At 55.2% G+C, this 15535-nt stretch carries 18 protein-coding genes; 13 read left to right on the forward strand and 5 right to left on the reverse strand.

The window, feature by feature from the left end; translation table 11 throughout:
- Positions 1 to 91: 91 nt before the first annotated feature.
- The 3 genes from ftsX to ftsY are packed head-to-tail and all read right to left on the reverse strand — an operon-like array spanning position 92 to position 3247.
- Positions 92 to 1150 (reverse strand): permease-like cell division protein FtsX, encoded by a 1059-nt coding sequence (gene ftsX / locus ACTU3N_RS03385; RefSeq protein ID WP_443084725.1) that lies wholly within the window; start codon positions 1148 to 1150, stop codon positions 92 to 94.
- The gene (gene ftsE, locus ACTU3N_RS03390) at positions 1143 to 1811 is read right to left on the reverse strand and encodes a cell division ATP-binding protein FtsE (protein WP_443084726.1); all 669 of its coding nucleotides are present in this window, start codon (positions 1809 to 1811) and stop codon (positions 1143 to 1145) included. Before ftsE ends, ftsX begins: the two co-directional genes overlap by 8 nt.
- A gap of 2 nt (positions 1812 to 1813) precedes the next feature.
- On the reverse strand, positions 1814 to 3247 hold the full coding sequence (ftsY, locus tag ACTU3N_RS03395; RefSeq protein ID WP_443084727.1) for a signal recognition particle-docking protein FtsY: 1434 nt from the start codon (positions 3245 to 3247) through the stop codon (positions 1814 to 1816).
- 168 nt (positions 3248 to 3415) lie between these two features.
- Between ftsY and rsmD the strand changes: the two genes are divergently transcribed.
- The 4 genes from rsmD to zntA all read left to right on the forward strand — a co-directional run bounded on the left by rsmD (position 3416) and on the right by zntA (position 7315).
- On the forward strand, positions 3416 to 4039 hold the full coding sequence (rsmD, locus tag ACTU3N_RS03400) for a 16S rRNA (guanine(966)-N(2))-methyltransferase (protein WP_443084728.1): 624 nt from the start codon (positions 3416 to 3418) through the stop codon (positions 4037 to 4039).
- Positions 4023 to 4298, forward strand: coding sequence for a DUF1145 family protein (locus tag ACTU3N_RS03405; RefSeq protein WP_443084729.1), 276 nt, complete (start codon positions 4023 to 4025; stop codon positions 4296 to 4298). Before rsmD ends, ACTU3N_RS03405 begins: the two co-directional genes overlap by 17 nt.
- A gap of 122 nt (positions 4299 to 4420) precedes the next feature.
- Positions 4421 to 5047: a lysoplasmalogenase gene (locus ACTU3N_RS03410; protein ID WP_443084730.1), complete on the forward strand. Its 627-nt coding sequence runs from the start codon at positions 4421 to 4423 to the stop codon at positions 5045 to 5047.
- A 75-nt stretch (positions 5048 to 5122) separates the two neighbouring features.
- Complete coding sequence (gene zntA / locus ACTU3N_RS03415) at positions 5123 to 7315, forward strand: Zn(II)/Cd(II)/Pb(II) translocating P-type ATPase ZntA (RefSeq protein WP_443084731.1); 2193 nt, start codon at positions 5123 to 5125, stop codon at positions 7313 to 7315.
- Here the strand turns inward: zntA and tusA are convergent.
- Positions 7309 to 7554, reverse strand: a complete 246-nt coding sequence (gene tusA / locus ACTU3N_RS03420; protein WP_443084732.1) for a sulfurtransferase TusA — start codon at positions 7552 to 7554, stop codon at positions 7309 to 7311. The two genes, zntA and tusA, sit on opposite strands and share 7 nt — an antisense overlap.
- 168 nt (positions 7555 to 7722) lie before the next feature.
- Between tusA and ACTU3N_RS03425 the strand changes: the two genes are divergently transcribed.
- Both ACTU3N_RS03425 and ACTU3N_RS03430 read left to right on the forward strand, forming a co-directional pair.
- The gene (locus ACTU3N_RS03425; protein ID WP_443084733.1) at positions 7723 to 8388 is read left to right on the forward strand and encodes a 7-cyano-7-deazaguanine/7-aminomethyl-7-deazaguanine transporter; all 666 of its coding nucleotides are present in this window, start codon (positions 7723 to 7725) and stop codon (positions 8386 to 8388) included.
- Between the two features lie 72 nt (positions 8389 to 8460).
- Positions 8461 to 9018: a DcrB family lipoprotein gene (locus ACTU3N_RS03430; RefSeq protein WP_443084734.1), complete on the forward strand. Its 558-nt coding sequence runs from the start codon at positions 8461 to 8463 to the stop codon at positions 9016 to 9018.
- Here ACTU3N_RS03430 and ACTU3N_RS03435 read toward each other — a convergent pair whose 3' ends face one another.
- On the reverse strand, positions 9019 to 10221 hold the full coding sequence (locus tag ACTU3N_RS03435) for an MFS transporter (RefSeq protein WP_443084735.1): 1203 nt from the start codon (positions 10219 to 10221) through the stop codon (positions 9019 to 9021).
- Positions 10222 to 10368: 147 nt separating this feature from the next.
- On the opposite strand from ACTU3N_RS03435, the gene ACTU3N_RS03440 reads away from it, so the two are divergent.
- The 7 genes from ACTU3N_RS03440 to ACTU3N_RS03470 all read left to right on the forward strand — a co-directional run bounded on the left by ACTU3N_RS03440 (position 10369) and on the right by ACTU3N_RS03470 (position 15532).
- A complete protein-coding gene (locus tag ACTU3N_RS03440) occupies positions 10369 to 11418 on the forward strand; it encodes an AI-2E family transporter (RefSeq protein WP_443084736.1) in 1050 nt (349 codons plus the stop codon).
- A gap of 488 nt (positions 11419 to 11906) precedes the next feature.
- The gene (locus tag ACTU3N_RS03445; RefSeq protein ID WP_443084737.1) at positions 11907 to 12299 is read left to right on the forward strand and encodes a hypothetical protein; all 393 of its coding nucleotides are present in this window, start codon (positions 11907 to 11909) and stop codon (positions 12297 to 12299) included.
- A 71-nt stretch (positions 12300 to 12370) separates the two neighbouring features.
- Positions 12371 to 13429 carry a class I SAM-dependent methyltransferase gene (locus tag ACTU3N_RS03450; protein ID WP_443084738.1) on the forward strand — a complete coding sequence of 353 codons (1059 nt, stop codon included), beginning with the start codon at positions 12371 to 12373 and terminating at the stop codon, positions 13427 to 13429.
- Positions 13430 to 13507: 78 nt separating this feature from the next.
- Positions 13508 to 14230 (forward strand): beta-ketoacyl synthase chain length factor, encoded by a 723-nt coding sequence (locus ACTU3N_RS03455; RefSeq protein WP_443084739.1) that lies wholly within the window; start codon positions 13508 to 13510, stop codon positions 14228 to 14230.
- Positions 14227 to 15000, forward strand: a complete 774-nt coding sequence (locus ACTU3N_RS03460) for a lysophospholipid acyltransferase family protein (RefSeq protein ID WP_443084740.1) — start codon at positions 14227 to 14229, stop codon at positions 14998 to 15000. The genes ACTU3N_RS03455 and ACTU3N_RS03460 overlap by 4 nt, the downstream gene beginning before the upstream one ends.
- Before the next feature lie 6 nt (positions 15001 to 15006).
- On the forward strand, positions 15007 to 15267 hold the full coding sequence (locus ACTU3N_RS03465; protein ID WP_443084741.1) for a phosphopantetheine-binding protein: 261 nt from the start codon (positions 15007 to 15009) through the stop codon (positions 15265 to 15267).
- Between the two features lie 13 nt (positions 15268 to 15280).
- Positions 15281 to 15532, forward strand: a complete 252-nt coding sequence (locus ACTU3N_RS03470) for an acyl carrier protein (RefSeq protein WP_443084742.1) — start codon at positions 15281 to 15283, stop codon at positions 15530 to 15532.
- The last annotated feature ends 3 nt before the right edge of the window (positions 15533 to 15535 follow it).

Here is a 15535-nt window from a genome sequence, read left to right on the forward strand (position 1 = left end):
AAACCGGAGCAAGGAACATGAGAAGGGGTCAAACACTTTCCCTGCTACGGGAATATTTCAAGTTGCAGGGAAAGAGTATACCAGAGATTTTCTAGTCGGGAGTAAAGTGTCGTAAATGTTGCACCGTCGCCAGCCACGCCGCGACCCAGCCAATCATTGAACACACCAGCAACAGCAGCAAGCACTCATCAAAGGACAAGCCACTTAACTCAAACTGCGTACCGAAAACCTTCGCCACGTCGGTGACGGCGGATGATAAACGCATCACCAAAATTTCAGACAATATCAATGACAAAAAGGCACCGGAAAAACCCAGCAGCGCGCCGCCGTACAAAAACGGTCGCAGGATAAAACCATCCGTCGCGCCAATCAGTTTTTGCACATTGATAGTGTCACGGCGCGCGAAGATACTCAGCCGCACGCTGTTGCCAATCACCAGGAACACCGCCGCAATCATCAGCACGCCGATCATCGCCGCCACGCGCCCGACCAGCCCGGTAAGAGCTGATAAGCGTGCAAACCAGCTATCATCCATGCGCACTTCATCAATGCCCTGAATACGGGTGATGCGATCGCGCAACGTGTTTAACGACTCCGTGCCCTGAAAATCAATTTTTGGCACTACCACCGCGACCGCTGGCAACGGATTCTCTTCCAGCATATCCAGCGCCCCGCCAAAGCCGGACCAGTTACGAAACTCGCCCAGCGCTTCTTCGCGCGAGAGATAGTTGACCTTCTCGACTCCCTCTTCGGATTGCAGCTGCGCCACCACCTGCTGCGCGGCATCGTCATCCAGCGCTTTGTCGAAGTAGACCGTTATCTGCGGCGAAGGATAATACTGGGACGCCGCCTGATTGACGTTTTTGTACACTATATAGCAGACGCTCGGCAGCGTCAGGGAAATCGCAATCACCATCACCGTCAAAAAAGTGGCGAAGGGTTTGCTTTTCAGATCCTGTAAAGCGCCATGCCAGGCATAACGCACCTGCTCATTAAACACGTTTGTTTTACGTGAAGCGGCTTTTACCGGCGCTTTGCTACGGCGCGGCGCGTTACGGTTGCCATCGCCGGACGCGCCGGACGATTTGCGAAAACGGTCGAGCTTGCTGCCAAACTGGCGGATTTGGTTTACTGCGTCGCGCTTATTCACCCGTATGGCCTCCGTGCATATGCCCTTCGCTGAGCGTCAGCATGCGGTACGAACGCCGGGAGATAAGTCCCAGATCGTGCGTCGCCATCAGTACCGTGACCCCAACGCGGTTAAATTCCTCAAACAGGCGCAAAATCCCTTCGGATAGCGCCTCATCCAGGTTACCGGTCGGTTCATCCGCCAGCAGCACCGCCGGTTTATTAACCACCGCACGGGCGATGCCCACGCGCTGTTGTTCACCGCCGGAAAGCTGAATCGGAAAACTCCTCGCTTTGTCGAGCAGCCCGACCTTATCCAGCGCCGCGGATACGCGACGGCGAATATCATCACCGCTGGCCCCCGCAATGATCAGCGGGATCGCCACGTTGTCGAACACCGTCCTGTCCATCAGCAGATGGTGATCCTGAAAAATCATGCCAATCTGGCGACGCAAAAACGGCACTTCACGGTTTTTCAGCCGGGAAATGTCGTGGCCGCTAAACCAGATTTTGCCCGCGCTTGGCCGCTCGATACCGCAGATAAGCTTCAGCAGGGTACTTTTCCCCGCGCCGGAATGCCCGGTCAGAAAGGCCATCTCGCCCGGCTGCAGGTGAAAAGTCACCCCCTGCAGCGCTTGTCTCCCACCGAGATAGGCTTTGCTGACATGTTCAAAGCGAATCATTGTTAATCCTCTCGGGCAAAAAGTGCCTCTATAAAATCGCCCGCGTTAAACGGACGCAGATCCTCAATACGTTCGCCGACACCGATGTAACGGATTGGAATACCAAACTGATCCGCCACCGAGAAAATCACCCCACCTTTGGCGGTGCCATCAAGCTTGGTCAGCGTGATACCGGTTAGCCCCACCGCTTCGTGGAACAGTTTGGCCTGGCTTATCGCATTCTGCCCGGTGCTGGCGTCGATGGTCAGCATGACTTCGTGCGGGGCCGCGTCGTCCAGCTTTTTCATCACGCGGACGATTTTTTTCAACTCTTCCATCAGGTGCGCTTTGTTTTGCAGACGCCCGGCGGTATCAGCAATCAGCACATCTATATTGCGCGCTTTCGCCGCCTGGATTGCATCAAAAATCACTGAGGCGGAATCCGCGCCAGTGTGCTGAGCAATCACCGGGATATCGTTGCGCTGGCCCCAAACCTGAAGCTGCTCAACCGCCGCCGCACGGAAGGTATCTCCCGCCGCCAGCATCACCGACTTGCCCTGCTGCTCAAACTGGCGCGCCAGCTTCCCGATGGTGGTGGTTTTACCCACACCGTTCACGCCAACCATTAAAATCACAAACGGCGTCTTGCCTTCGATGCTTAACGGTTCGTCCACTTTCGCCAGAATGTCGCTCATCTCTTCTTTTAGCAGACCGTAGAGCGCTTCAGCGTCGCGCAGCTGTTTGCGGCTCGCGCTTTCCGTCAGATTCGTGATGATTTTACGCGTGGTTTCCACCCCGACGTCGGCAATCAGAAGCTGCTCTTCCAGCTCTTCGAACAAATCATCGTCGATCTTTTTACCACGGAACAAGCTGATAAATCCGGAACCGAGGTTTTCTTTGGTTTTTAGCAGGCTGCGTTTAAGACGCGCGAAGAAACCCTCTTTGGTCGGTTTCTCCTGCTCAGTAGCCGGTTCTTCCACCGGCACAACGACCACTGCTTCTTCCGCAGCTTCAGCAGCCTGCGCTTGCAGCTCGTCCTCCGTGGGCGCGGTCTCTTCTTCGGGCTGCTCTTCTGGCAGAGGCTCATCGCTGGCGATAACTTCCGCCTCGCGCAGCTCTTCCGGCAGCGGCTCGTCTTTGGCAACGACGTTCTCTTCCAGTACCTCTTCCGGCAGCGGCAGTTCTTCGCGCTCAATCGTGGCCAGCGCCGGTTCTGCCGGTTCTTCAGGCGGTGCAGGCGTTTCTTCTACCGGTTCTGCGGTTTCTTCGTGCGCCAGTTGCTCGCTGACTTCCACCACCTCTTCGGCGAATTTTTCGCTATCGGCAGGCTCAGTAACCGCAGACGCTTCAGGCGGCTGCTCGCTAACGTGCTGCTCTTCGCTTTGCGCGTCATCGGCCTTTTCTTTCTGCCCAAAGCCCAGCCAGGAAAAAAAGCCACGTTTCTTCTCATTTGCCATTGGCGACCACACTCCTCGCTGTTGATTCATGGCGCAGCCCGTTTGCGTGAGCGGGGCTGAAAACATTTGTTAATTAGTCGGATAGTCTAACACTTTCCTGAACGCGCATCACAGCCTGTGGATTAGGGTTTCACCGCAATCGTCTGCCCGCTAGAATAGCAGGCCGAAATGATGACCAAAGCGATAACCATGAAGAAACCTAACCGTGCCGCCAGCGGCCAGATACGCATCATTGGCGGGCAGTGGCGAGGCCGCAAACTGCCGGTGCCGGATAGCCCTGGCCTGCGCCCGACCACCGATCGCGTCCGCGAAACCTTATTCAACTGGCTGGCGCCGTCAATGGTTGACGCCCACTGTCTCGACTGCTTCGCCGGGAGCGGCGCGCTGGGGCTGGAAGCACTCTCCCGCTACGCGGCCAGCGCCACGTTGCTGGAAATGGAGCGCAGCGTCGCCCAGCTGTTACAGCAAAACCTGGCAACCCTAAAAGCCAGCAATGCAAAAGTGGTGAATACTAACACGCTGACCTTTTTAGCAAGCCCCGGCACGCCGCACAATATTGTGTTTATCGATCCCCCTTTTCGTAAAGGGATGCTGGAAGAGACGCTGCGCTTGCTGGAAAGTAACGGCTGGCTTGCGGATGACGCGCTAATCTATATCGAAAGCGAAGTGGAAAACGGGCCGCCGCCCGTACCCGCATACTGGCAACTGCACCGGGAAAAAGTCGCAGGCCAGGTCGCGTATCGTCTGTATCACCGCGAAGCACAAGGAGAGAAGCATGCCGTTGCTGATTAACCTGGGGCGCCTGATGATGCTGTGCGTCTGGGCGTTTTTGATTTTGAACCTTATCCAGCCCTTCCCCCGGCCGTTAAATATTTTCGTCAACGTCGCGTTGGTCTTTACGGTCTTTATGCATGCGTTGCAGGCAACGATGCTGAAAAATGCGCTGCCAAAAGACGGCCCGCAAATGAGTAAAACGGACCAGGTGCGGATTTTTTTATTTGGCGTCTTTGAGCTGCTGGTCTGGCAAAAGAAGCTGAAAGCGAAGAAATAACACGGTCAGAAAAAGCGGAATTCCAGGTATCGCGGGGAAATAGCATTGTCACCATCCTTTCCCCGCCACTACACTGAGTAGTGTGAGTTTTACGCAACACTAACAGATACAGGGAGTTAATCATGCTGTGGTCCTTTATTGCTGTCTGTTTGTCCGGTTGGCTGTATGTGGATGCCTCCTATCGGGGGCCAACCTGGCAGCGCTGGGTTTTCAAACCCGTTACCTTATTGCTCCTGCTGTTACTGGCCTGGCAAGCGCCGATGTTCGACGCCATCAGCTACCTGGTGCTGGCGGGCCTGTGCGCCTCGCTGGTCGGTGACGCGCTAACTTTATTGCCACGGCAAAAACTACTTTACGCCATCGGCGCATTTTTCCTCGCCCACCTGCTTTATACCATCTATTTCGCCAGCCAGATGTCGCTCTCCTTCTTCTGGCCGCTGCCGCTGGTGCTGCTGGTCATTGGCGCTGCGCTCATTGCGGTCATCTGGACGCGCCTTGACGATCTGCGCTGGCCTGTCTGTACGTTTGTCGCCATGACGCTGGTGATGGTGTGGCTGGCCGGTGAGCTATGGTTCTTCCGCCCAACCAGCCCGGCGCTGTCGGCCTTTGTGGGCGCAGTGTTGCTGCTTATCGGTAATATCGTCTGGCTGGGCAGCCACTACCGTAAACGTTTTAGCGCCGACAACGCGATCGCTTCCGCCTGCTATTTCGCCGGGCACTTTCTGATTGTCCGTTCATTGTATATTTAAAAGCCTTGACTCTGGAGTCGACTCCAGAGTGCATACTCCGGTTAATGAGAAAATTATCATTCGCCGGAGGATGCCATGCCGAGAGTCAGGCCAGAACCGAAACACGCGGTGCAGTTTGCGGCCGTCAAAATGCGCCCGATGTCCACCTGCTGCACAGATACCGAGTGCAAAAGCGCAGCCGCGCCTGAGGTAAACCTCGCGGGCGATCGTTACAGTTGGCTGGTTTCCGGTATGGATTGCGCGGCCTGCGCGCGTAAAGTGGAGAACGCGGTACGCCAGATAAGCGCCGTAAAACAGGTGCAGGTAGCGTTTGCTACTGAGAAATTAACCGTGGTGGCGGGCAGCGACGTGCGCCAGCAAGTAGAACGCGCGGTACAACAGGCGGGCTACCAGTTGCGTAGCGAAAACAGCGCCCCGCCGCCCGCGGCATCTCCCCTGCGTGAAAACTTACCGCTTTTGCTGCTGATTGCGTTGATGGCCCTGAGCTGGGGGCTGGAGCAGTTTAACCATCCCTTTGGCCAGAGCGCTTTTATCGTCACCACTCTGGTGGGGCTGTGGCCCATCGCGCGCCAGGCGCTGCGGTTAATCAAAAGCGGTAGCTGGTTTGCTATCGAAACATTAATGAGCGTCGCGGCTATCGGCGCACTGTTTATTGGCGCCACTGCCGAGGCGGCAATGGTGCTGCTGCTCTTTATGATTGGCGAGCGGCTCGAAGGCTGGGCCGCCAGCCGCGCGCGCCGGGGCGTCAGCGCGTTGATGGCGCTAAAACCCGACACCGCCATTCGCCTGCACAACGGCGAGCGCCAGACGGTGCCCGCCAGCGAACTGAGGCCCGGAGACACCATCGAAGTGCCTGCCGGAGGGCGGTTACCGGCTGATGGTCGCCTGACTTCCCCTTTCGCCAGCTTTGATGAAAGCGCGCTCACCGGTGAATCGCTGCCGGTAGAACACCGCCAGGGCGAGCGTGTACCCGCCGGGGCCACCAGTGTCGACAGGCTGGTCACGCTGGATGTGGTCTCGAAACCCGGCGAAAGCGCTATCGACCGTATTTTGAAACTGATTGAAGAAGCGGACGAGCGCCGCGCGCCGATCGAGCGCTTTATCGATAAATTTAGCCGAATTTATACGCCGGTGATTATGGGCGTGGCGCTGCTGGTCGCCGTCTTGCCACCGCTGTTGTTTGCCGAACCCTGGCTTGCGTGGATCTATAAAGGCCTGGCGCTGTTGCTGATTGGTTGCCCTTGCGCGCTGGTTATCTCTACGCCTGCGGCGATAACGTCCGGGCTGGCTGCGGCAGCACGACACGGCGCACTAATAAAAGGCGGTGCCGCGCTTGAGCAGCTCGGCAGCATCCGCCAGGTCGCCTTTGATAAAACCGGCACGCTGACCGTCGGCAAGCCGCAAGTGGTGGCACTCAATCCACAAAACGGCGTGAGCGAAGAGGAGCTTCTCGCCCTGGGCGCGGCGGTTGAGCAGGGTTCAACGCACCCGCTGGCGCAGGCCATCGTGCAGGAAGCAGAGCGCCGCCAGCTCAACATACCGCAAGCGCAGGGGCAGCGCGTGCTGATGGGTAAAGGTATTGAAGCACACGTTGATGGGCGTCTGGTTCGCCTGAGCGCCCCGGATAACCTGACCGACGCAGCGCTGCGTGCGCAGGTGGAGCAGCAGGAAGCCCACGGGCAGACGGTGATTGTGCTCCAGCGTGAAAACCAGCTTCTTGGCACGCTGGCTTTACAGGATACCCTGCGCGACGATGCCAAAGAGGCCATTGCCACACTGCGCACGCTCGGTGTGCAAGGGGTGATCCTCACCGGTGATAACCCGCGCGCGGCGGCGGCTATCGCTGGCGAGCTGGGGCTGGATTTCCGCGCCGGGCTGTTGCCGGAAGATAAAGTGCAGGCGGTGCGGAAAATGGCTCAGCGCGCCCCGCTGGCCATGGTAGGTGACGGTATCAACGACGCGCCAGCCATGAAAGCCGCAACGCTTGGCATTGCCATGGGCAGCGGAACGGATGTGGCGCTGGAAACCGCCGATGCCGCACTGACGCATAACCACCTGACAGGTTTAGGGCAGATGATTCGCCTGGCGCGGGCAACGCATCGCAACATCCGGCAGAACATCGCTATCGCGCTGGGTCTGAAAGGGGTGTTCCTGGTGACGACGCTACTGGGTATCACCGGTCTGTGGCTGGCGGTGCTGGCCGATACCGGCGCAACCGTGCTGGTGACAGCCAACGCGCTGCGCCTGTTAGGCCGCCGCGATCAGTGATTTTTGCGCAGCAGGTAGCGATACGGTAGCGATGCCGTTTGCCCGGCGACCAGCTCATGCTCCATAAAACGGCAAAAGCCCGGAATGTCGCGGGTCGTGGCCGGATCGTCGGCGATAATCAGTAATGTTTCGCCGACTTGCATATTGCGCACGGTTTTGCGCACCATCATCACAGGCTCCGGGCAACGCAAGCCCTGCGCATCCAGCGTGTGATCGGCGGTAGAAAACGGATCGGTCATGTCAGTCTCGCAAAATAAAAAACCGCATTAGTTTACGCCGCCTTTTTTGCGACGCAAGCAAGGTTAACGATTGCGTTAAAAATAGCCTGTTGCATCTGATGCTGTTTGCAGTATCATGCGGCGGCTCGAACTGGGTTCCCTCACCCCATTTACCAAAAAGGTCACAATATGACGCAATTTTCACATACTCAGCGTGCAAAAGCGCTGTTCTGGCTGTCGCTATTTCACCTGCTGGTGATTATCTCCAGCAACTATCTGGTGCAGCTGCCGGTCTCTATCTTTGGTTTTCACACCACCTGGGGTGCGTTCAGCTTCCCGTTTATCTTTCTGGCAACGGATTTAACCGTGCGCATTTTCGGCGCGCCGCTGGCCCGACGCATTATTTTTGCCGTGATGATCCCTGCCCTGCTGGCCTCTTATGTCATCTCTTCGCTGTTCTATATGGGTAGCTGGCAGGGGTTTGGCGCACTGGCGCACTTTAATCTGTTCGTGGCGCGAATCGCCGCCGCCAGCTTTATGGCGTATGCGCTGGGGCAAATCCTTGATGTGCATGTGTTTAACCGCCTGCGGCAAAACCGCCGCTGGTGGCTGGCACCGGCCGCCTCGACGGTCTTTGGTAACGCCAGCGATACGCTCGCCTTCTTTTTTATCGCGTTCTGGCGCAGCCCGGATGCCTTTATGGCACAGCACTGGGCGGAAATCGCGCTGGTGGATTACTGCTTTAAGGTGCTAATCAGCATTGTTTTCTTCCTGCCGATGTATGGCGTATTGCTGAACATGTTATTGAAAAAACTGGCAGACAAATCTGAAATCAACGCGTTGCAGGCGAGTTAAAGGTACGCCTTACCAGATGTGATAAGATGGAATGATGAGCCGTTATGGCTGTTTATTGAAAGGATGGAGTCAATGCGCAATCTGGTGAAATATGTCGGTATTGGCCTGCTGGTGATGGGGCTGGCGGCTTGTGATAACAGCGACAACAAAACGCCCGTGAACAGCGCGGCAGCAGAAAGCAACGCGTCCGGCCAGCCTGTTACGCTGCTTGATGGCAAGCTGAGTTTCTCCCTGCCCGCCGATATGACCGATCAGAGCGGCAAACTTGGCACGCAGAGCAACAATATGCACGTTTACTCTGACGCAACCGGTGCAAAAGCCGTGATCGTTATTGTTGGCGACAGCACTTCGGAAGATCTCGCGACGCTGGCCAAACGCCTGGAAGATCAGCAGCGCAGCCGCGACCCGCAGTTGCAGGTTGTCACCAACAAATCTATTGAGATCAAAGGCCAGACGCTGCAACAGCTCGACAGCATTATCTCCGCCAAAGGCCAGACCGCCTGGTCGACGGTCGTGCTGGGTAAAGTAGACGGTAAACTGTTGACCTTACAGGTCACGCTGCCTGCGGATAACCAGCAGCAAGCGCAAAGCGCTGCAGAGAATATCGTCAACACCCTGGTGGTGAAATAATCAGCCCGCGGCCTCCACGAGAGGCCGTTTTTTTAGCCGCCACGTCAGCAACAAGGCAATCGCCACTAGCCCCGCCGCAGCAAGATAAATCATCGATACTCCCGACCATGCCATCAACAACCCCGCCAGCGGTCCGGTGACGCCCAGCGATAAATCCATAAAGACGGTATAGGTCGCCAGCGCAGACCCCTGGTTATGTTGCGGAACCGCTTTGACCGCGCCCACGCCAAGCGCCGGAAACACCAGCGAAAAACCGGCTCCGGCGAGAAAGACGCCAAGTTTTGCCATCCACGGCTCAACCGCCAGACCCACCAGCACCAGACCCAGGGTTTCCACCACAAAGCAAAGCATCGCGACGCTCAGGCCGCCAAAACGGTTGATACCATTAGGAAAGAGTAAACGCGCGCCAACAAACGCCACGCTAAACAACGTCAGCGCAAATGCCGCGCCGTCCCAGCCTTTGGCATCGTAATAGAGCGTAATAAAGGTAGCGATCACACCAAAACCCGCAGAGCCTAGCGCCAGCGCCATGCCAAACAGCCAGACGCGCCCAAGCACCGCCCGAAACGGCAGCGGTTTGCCTTTGCTGGCCTTCACCTTCGCGCGCGGCAGCGCAAGCAGAATAGCGAACAGCGCCACGCCCATGATGGTCAGCGATAACCCTTGCAGCCCGCCATAGTGGTAACACATAACGCCAAGCGGCGCGCCCAGCGCCATCGCGCCATAGGTAGCGATGCCGTTCCACGAAATCACCCGGCCAATATGTACCGACCCCACCACCCCGACGCCCCAGAGCGTAGCGCCGGTACCGGCAAAGCTTTGGCCAATGCCTAAAATCACGCGCCCGAAGCACAGCAGCAGCAAGCTAACAATACCGGCGCTGGCCGAAAAACCTGCCAGCAGGTAACTCAGGCCGCTTAAAAACGCGCCACAAAGTCCAAAAACCACCACTTTTTTCGGCCCAAGCAGGTCGGCATAGCGCCCCGCATGGGGTCGGCTAATCAGGGTGGCGAAGTATTGTAAGCTGATGACCAGCCCCGCCCAGAAAGCGCTAAAACCCATAACATCATGGACATAGCCCGGAAGGACTGCCAACGGCAGACCAATAGTCAAATAGCTGGCAAAGTTAAAAATTACGACGGACAGAATCCGCAGATTCAGGCGCAATCCGCTTAGCGCCGGTTCGGCGGCATGTTCAGGCATGGAGTCTTACCCAGATTTTTTACAACAGTGTTTCACTATTACCACGTCGCGCGGCAGAAATCAGCATCCACTTTAAGAATCTCTCTGTCAGCCGATAACGCGCCGGAGCGCTACACTTGTACAGGAAAAAGATAAAAGGAATTCAACATGACACATCCTCAGCCCGACCAGGCGGGTTTACACATTCTTGTAAAACTGGCTGCGCTGGTGATTATTCTTGCCGGGATACACGCGGCGGCAGATATCATCGTGCAGCTCCTGCTGGCGCTCTTTTTCGCCATTGTTCTAAACCCGCTGGTCACCTGGTTTATACGTCGGGGCGTAAAACGTCCTGTTGCCATCACGATCGTTGTCATGGTGATGCTGGTCTTTCTCACCGCCTTAATTGCTCTGCTGGCAGCGTCAATGAATGACTTTTTAACGCTGCTGCCGAAATATAATCGCGAGCTTACGCGCAAATTTATCGCGCTGCAGGATACCTTGCCGTTCCTTAACCTGCATATGTCACCCGAACGCATGCTGCGCCAGATAGATTCAGATCGCATGATGACCCTCGCCACCTCGCTCATGACGCAACTTTCCAATGCGATGGCAAGCATCGTGCTGCTGGTGATGACTGTTGTGTTTATGCTTTTTGAAGTGCGCCATCTGCCGTTTAAAATGCGCTTTGCTTTACACAATCCGCAAATCCATATCGCCGGGCTGCACCGCGCGTTGAAAGGCGTTTCTCACTATCTGGCGCTAAAAACGCTGCTTAGCGTCTGGACCGGGCTGATTGTGTGGGTCGGTCTGGTGCTGCTGAATGTTCAGTTTGCGCTGATGTGGGGCGTGCTGGCTTTTTTACTCAACTATGTGCCCAATATCGGTTCCGTACTTTCCGCTATTCCGCCAATGATTCAGGCATTACTGTTTAATGGTGCCTATGAGTGCTTAATGGTCGGCGGGCTGTTTCTGGTGGTGCATATGGTCATCGGTAATATTCTTGAGCCGCGCATGATGGGCCACCGCCTGGGCATGTCAACACTGGTGGTGTTTTTATCCTTACTGATTTGGGGCTGGCTGCTTGGCCCCGTGGGTATGTTGTTATCAGTGCCCCTAACCAGCGTGTGTAAAATCTGGATGGAAACAACCCTCGGCGGCAGCAAGCTGGCGATATTGCTCGGCCCAGGACGTCCCAAAAAACGCTTACCCGGTTAGAATACCTACCAACCGGGGTAGTTTTAAATTTTTACTATTAGCGCTAGAGTAGAGAAAATAATTACGCCTGCATTTTTGCAGGCGTAATTTATATAAAAAGGCAACATTGATTAACAGGTGTAATTTAACTTAAGCATTAACCGGTTAATATAACAACTCCATAACTTTAGTGCGCAACATTTAAAAAAACAACTCATCGCCTGTTATTCATAAAATAAATAATTAGCGCACTACACTAATATTTATCCGTAATGGTTGCGCAAGACGCAGCGATAATTTACTATTCGCGCACTCAGGCAGATGATAAAAAACCGGATGACAACTCTATTCACTTTTTAAATTTTTAAAAATTATCTGAAAATCGCGATAACTCTATTGCGCTGCTGTTAATGGCAGCATTATGTATTTTTATGTACTGACAGCTTTGTGGAATTAATACAGAAAATAAGTGAGTCATCACTCTTATAATTATTTGATACGGAGTTCCTATGAAAAAGATCGTTCAGATACTAGCGGCGATTGCCGTTGCCGGAGCGCTGGCAGGTTGCGCACGCACGGCTCCTGTGCAGAATATCAATAACGCACCGGTCAGCGCAGGGCACACGCAGGCGCAGGTGCGCGCAGCCATTCTGAAAGCGGGCCAGCAGCGCAAGTGGGTGATGAACGATGCCGGTCCTGGTGTCATCAAAGGTCGCCTGAAAAGCCGCGACCACTCGGCTGAAATTCGTATCACTTACTCCGCAAACAGTTATTCCATCACCTATGAAAATAGCCAGAACCTGAAAGCAAATGGCGGCAAAATTCATAAAAATTACAATCGCTGGGTAAACAACCTGGACAAACAGATTCAGCTCAATCTGTCTGCAGGCGCTGCGCTTTAATTGTTTCCTGCCTAAAACAGGGTCGGCAACGGCCCGATAACCTCTGTGCTGTTAATAAGGTTTTGCACAACATGTATGAACAGGATCCCTTCAGCGCGCTGGAAGCGATAGCTGAAGCGCAGCGTATTGCCTTCGCTCCCATGTTATTTCAGACTGCGGTCTGTTTGCGTAAATTTGGCTTGCTGGAATTCCTCGATAAACAAGGAAAACAGGGCGCGACCCTGGAAGAGATTGTTGCAGGCAGCGAAGCAGACGAATATGCGGCCAGCGTATTACTTGACATGGCACTTAGCGGGCGAATTATTACCCACAGTGATGATAAATACTATCTGGCGAAAGTCGGGCATTTTCTGCTGCACGATCCGATGACTCGCGTGAATATGGATTTCTCCCAGGATGTTTGTTACCAGGGGCTTTATTACCTGGAAGATGCGCTAAAAGAAGGCAAACCCGCCGGGTTACGCGTTTTTGGCGACTGGCCAACGATTTACCCGGCGTTATCACAATTGCCGGAACCGGCGCGTGAGAGCTGGTTTGCTTTTGATCACTACTATTCCGATGCGGCTTTTACCGCAGCCTTACCGCATATATTCGCCAGCCAGCCGGCAAGCCTGTACGATATAGGCGGCAATACCGGCAAGTGGGCAATGACTTGCTGCAAATATGATGCAAATGTCGCGGTGACATTACTGGATTTGCCGCAACAAATTGCGCTGGCGCAGCAAAACGTTGCGGCAGCGGGTTTGTCTGCTCGCATCAACTTCCACGCGATTGATATGCTTGGCGATGCGCCTTTGCCCGACCAGGCGGATGTCTGGTGGATGAGTCAATTCCTGGATTGCTTCTCGCCGGAACAAATTGTGGGCATGTTAAGTAAAATCGCCCGCGTGATGAAACCAGGCGCCAGGCTGTGCGTAATGGAGCTGTTCTGGGACGCACAAAAATTTGATGCAGCAGCGTTCAGCTTAAACGCAACGTCGCTGTACTTTACCTGCATGGCGAATGGCAACAGCCGCTTTTACAGCGCGGAGAATTTCCTGCGCTATCTCGACATGGCCGGGTTTGAGATTGAAAAACGCCTCGATAACCTCGGGGTTGGGCATACTTTATTGATATGCCACAAAAAATAAGACAAGGCGGCGCCTGCGCCGCCATGATGCCGTGAATCGGTATCAATGGAACAACGTTTTTTCGCGGACGCGCGTTTGATGAAATTTGCTCTTAACATTACCGATTGGCAGGCCAGAGCGCCGGGCTTAAGCGACAAAGCACAGTGGCAAGCGTGGGCTCAATGCCCCGGCGCTATCGACCCATCGCTCCCCCAGGCAAAACCGAGCGCTCTGCCCATGATGACCGCGCGTCGCCTCAGTTCAGGAAGCCGCCTCGCCGTAGAGTGTGGCATCAGCCTGATGCGCCAGCACGACATCGACGCCGTGGTGTTTACCAGTCGGCACGGGGAGCTGGAGCGTAACTTCCGCATCCTGCAAGCGCTGGCAACGGGCCAGGACCTCTCGCCGACGGATTTTGCCATGTCGGTGCATAACGCTGCGGTGGGGAATCTGACTATCGCCCTGAAACAACCCGTGGTCTCGTCATCGCTTTCCGCCGGGCTGGACACCTTTCAACAAGGGCTTTGTGAAGTGCTCTGCTTCCTGCACGCGGGTTATCAACGCGTATTGATGGTGGATTTCGACGGCAATCTGCCGGACTTTTACCATCCAGGGCTGCACCCGGACATGCCCACCTGGGCCTATGCCGTCGCGCTGGTGTTTGAAGCAGGCGTTAACCTGCGCTGTGAAAGCGTCGCCGCGCCTTTCGCCGGTGAACCCGCGCTTTCGCAAAGTATGCAATTTTTACAACATTACCTGCGCCGCGATAGCACATTCACCATCGCGGGCGAGCGCCTGCAATGGCGCTGGAGCCGTGCATGAGGCAGCTCAACTGGCTATGGCGCCTGCTTATGACCGGGCTGTGCTTTGCACTGTTCGGCATTGGCGGCCTGCTGCTGTCGCTGGTGTGGTTCAACCTGCTGCTGATTGCCGTGCGTGATAACGCAAAGCGCCGCAGCCTGGCACGCCGCAGCATTGCCGCCAGTTTTCGCCTGTTTTTACGTATCGCGAAGCTGACCGGCGCGCTGGATTACCGCATCGAGGGCAGCGATATTCTGAGCAATGAGCACAGTTGTTTGGTGGTTGCCAACCATCCGACGCTTATCGATTATGTGCTGCTGGCGTCCGTCATGCCGGAAACCGACTGCCTGGTAAAAAGCGCGCTGCTGCGTAACCCCTTCGTCAGCGGCGTCATCAAAGCCGCCGATTATCTGGTGAATAGCCAGGCGGACGCCCTGCTCCCGGCCTGTGAACAACGGCTTTTACAGGGCGATACGATTTTAATTTTCCCGGAAGGTACGCGTACCCGACCCGGAGAAGAAATGACACTGCAACGCGGCGCGGCCAACATCGCCGTGCGCTGCGGCTGCGATCTGCGCGTCGTGGTTATCCACTGTAGTGAACATCTGCTGGACAAACGCAGCCGATGGTATGACGTCCCTCCCCGCAAGCCGCTGTTTACCGTTACGGTGCGCGAGCGGGTAAAAATAGACCAGTTTTATGATGCGGAATCGCAAGAACCGGCACTGGCGGCACGTCAGCTTAACCGGCATCTTCTGCATCTGTTAACACCGGGTTTGACCCCCTTTTAGGAATGAATGATGCAACAGCTTTATCTTGAACTTAAAAATCTCATCATCAACACATTGAATCTGGATGAACTGAGCGCCGACGACATCGATACCGATGTTGCGCTGTTTGGCGACGGTCTGGGGCTGGATTCAATTGACGCGCTTGAGTTAGGTCTGGCGATAAAAAATCAGTACGCCGTTGTCCTTTCCGCTGAAAGCGAAGAGATGCGCCAGCATTTCTACTCCGTTGCCACCCTGGCATCTTTTATTCAGGCACAACGCGCATAACAACGAGTTCGCTATGACCGAGAAAAACGAAATCTATCAGGAAGTGTCCGCCCTGCTTGTCAAACTGTTCGAAATCGAACCGCAGGATATCTCTCCCGCCTCCCGTCTGTATGAAGATCTGGAGCTGGACAGCATTGATGCTGTGGACATGATTGTGCATCTGCAAAAGAAAACCGGTAAGAAAATCAAGCCGGAAGAGTTCAAAGCCGTGCGCACCGTGCAGGACGTTGTTGACGCCGTTGAGCGTCTGCTGCGCGAAGAATAAACC

It is taken from the genome of Vagococcus sp. WN89Y (genome assembly GCF_052220145.1).
Lineage (GTDB): Bacteria > Pseudomonadota > Gammaproteobacteria > Enterobacterales > Enterobacteriaceae > Kosakonia.